This is a genomic window from Bacteroides sp., from assembly GCA_036351255.1.
Taxonomy (GTDB): domain Bacteria; phylum Bacteroidota; class Bacteroidia; order Bacteroidales; family UBA7960; genus UBA7960.
On the sequence record JAZBOS010000050.1, the window covers coordinates 1 to 2,407 of the forward strand.

The 2,407-nt window shown below is 47.8% G+C and carries 3 protein-coding genes; 1 reads left to right on the top strand and 2 read right to left on the bottom strand.

Annotated features, from left to right (window positions below):
- The coding region (locus tag V2I46_04310) for an aminotransferase class I/II-fold pyridoxal phosphate-dependent enzyme (protein MEE4176712.1) at positions 1–294 on the top strand (294 nt) is incomplete at its 5' end.
- Positions 295–383: 89 nt separating this feature from the next.
- Here the strand turns inward: V2I46_04310 and V2I46_04315 are convergent.
- Both V2I46_04315 and V2I46_04320 read right to left on the bottom strand, forming a co-directional pair.
- Complete coding sequence (locus V2I46_04315) at positions 384–1,409, bottom strand: carbohydrate kinase family protein (protein MEE4176713.1); 1,026 nt, start codon at positions 1,407–1,409, stop codon at positions 384–386.
- Positions 1,406–2,233, bottom strand: coding sequence for a polyphosphate kinase 2 family protein (locus V2I46_04320; GenBank protein ID MEE4176714.1), 828 nt, complete (start codon positions 2,231–2,233; stop codon positions 1,406–1,408). The genes V2I46_04315 and V2I46_04320 overlap by 4 nt, the downstream gene beginning before the upstream one ends.
- Positions 2,234–2,407: the final 174 nt, after the last annotated feature.

Below are 2,407 nucleotides of genomic sequence, written 5' to 3' on the forward strand. Positions count from 1 at the left end.
ATGCTGGCAGAATATGACCGGCGACGGAGACTGATCCATTCTGGTTTGAATGAGCTTGGTTTGCCTACCTTTGAACCCCATGGCGCTTTTTACGTTTTCCCAAGCGTTCACAATACAGGTTTAAGCGATGAGGCTTTTGCTGAGCGCTTGTTGATGGAAGAAAAGGTGGCTGTCGTGCCAGGTTCCTCCTTCGGCGATGCAGGGAGCGGATTTGTGCGCTGCTCTTATGCCACCAGTTATGACAAAATTGAAAAAGCACTGGAAAAAATTGGACATTTTCTTAAGCGACTTTAAACTTCAGAGTATTTTTCGTCCGGATAATAAAACAATGCACCCACAACAGGTGCATTGTTTTTATTTTTGACGTTTTCATTTACCCGCGTTCAAGCCGCTCTTACCAGTTCGCGCAGGGCTTTTAGCCGAGCTTCAGGCAAGCCCGGCATGGTATTCAGCGCGTAAAAAACGCCGCTGCCCTCCACAACCAGAGAAGTAGAGATATTACCAAGCAGGGTTGCTTCCAGCGGGTCGTAAAATTTTCGGTATCCTGCCAAAAAACCACCAGCAAAGGCATCCTTTGCCCCGGTGGGATCAACGACACTTCCGGGGTAGTTTGGCACAATCCAACGTCTCTGGTTGATCTGGTCATATAGGTAAATCACCCTAGAAGGCGTTTGGATCAGGATAAATTCTGGCCCGTGATCACCCAAAATCCCTGCCATCTCCCATAAATCGGTTTGTCGCCCCTGAAAAAGCTGGCGTATCTCATTTTCTTGTGTGATAAACGCCGTCAATCCTGAAAGGAGCGACGGGATTTCTTCCCAAAAGGATGGTGACATGTACCCCGGGTTGGAGGTAAGCGTGATCGTGGTTGCCTGACCCTGGTGAAAGATAGAGGGGAGGATCATATGCGAAACGTAGTCAATGGGGCAAATATGAACCGCACTGGCTTCTAAAAAGTGTTTTGGAATATCTGAAATATGAATGGACTGGGAAGAGGGTGTCTTGCGACTATCGGCATCGGGTTTTTTGGGCGTGTAATCCAGCAAAAATGGTGGATAAGCCAATCCACGGTCTGCAAAATGCTGTACCGGGTTTTGGGTATGGGTGGTTGTGGCATCCGTGTGGGCTAGGAACCGGCGGTGGTCGATCGTTTCAGAAAGGATCTTGATCCCATTCAGGTCAAAGCCTAAGGTCTCAAAACGCTTTAGCCAGTCCAAAGGAAACTCATTGCCTACCCGCGCTAACAAGCCAGCAGTTTGCCCCCACAAGTTCAAACCTACAGCCGCATAAGCCAGGTTGCCACCCAACACGTCAATGTTTGCAGGACCCGAGATCGGCAGAATTGTGTCGCGATCAAGGCGCCCTGCAATCACAAAACGTGGGAAATCCTCCAAATGTGCTTCGGTCATTCCTCTTCACCATTGATCATGGCGGTTAATTTTCCGCGGTATTGATCAATGTTTGGCACCTCATCCGGTACCTGCATGTTCAGGCTTTGTAATTTATCAATGATAATTGAGGCGACAGTCAGGTTTCGATGCCATTTTCGATCGCTGGGGATGACATACCAGGGGGCATAATCGGTACTGGTCTTGCTGAGCATGTCTTCATAGGCGGCAATGTATTCATCCCAACGTTTCCGCTCATCCAGGTCATCGGGATTAAATTTCCAGCGTTTATGGGGTCGGTCTAACCTAGCCAGGAAGCGCTCCGCCTGTTCTTTTTTGCTGACGAACAAGAAAAATTTCAGGATCGTGGTGCCCTCATCCGCCAGGAGTTTTTCGAAAGCATTAATGTGCGCATAGCGTTTTTCCCACACGGATTTGGGAACCAATGAATGGACGCGCACCACCAGGACGTCTTCATAGTGGGAGCGATTGAAGATCACAATTTCTCCACTGCCGGGGGTGTGTTGATGCACGCGCCAAAGGTAGTCGTGCGCTAATTCCCGCGGGGTCGGCACTTTGAAATTTGCGACCTTGGTTCCCTGTGGGTTGACATCGCCAAAAACATGTTCAATGGTGCTGTCCTTGCCGGCTGTATCAATCCCTTGCAGGACAATCAGAATTTTCTGCTTATGTTCAGCATAGAGTAATTCCTGCAAGTCCCTGAGGGTTTTGTTGTGTTCTTTGAGAAGGTCTTTTCCGGCTTTCTTTTCCAACTCGCCTTCATAGCGGGTTGCAAATTCGTTTAAGTTAACCTTCGTCTTTGGGGAAATACGATATTGTTCCATCTCTCCATCCTTTTTAGTGGTTGTTGGATTGTATTATAGACGAATCTTGTAAATGTAGTGGAGAAAAATAGAGAATTTAGATTACTTACCCAATTGAAGGTCAGCGATGGTTTGATTGATGAATTCAAAGTAAACAGTTCCATCCTGTGGCAAAACCAGGGCAGTGATTGATGC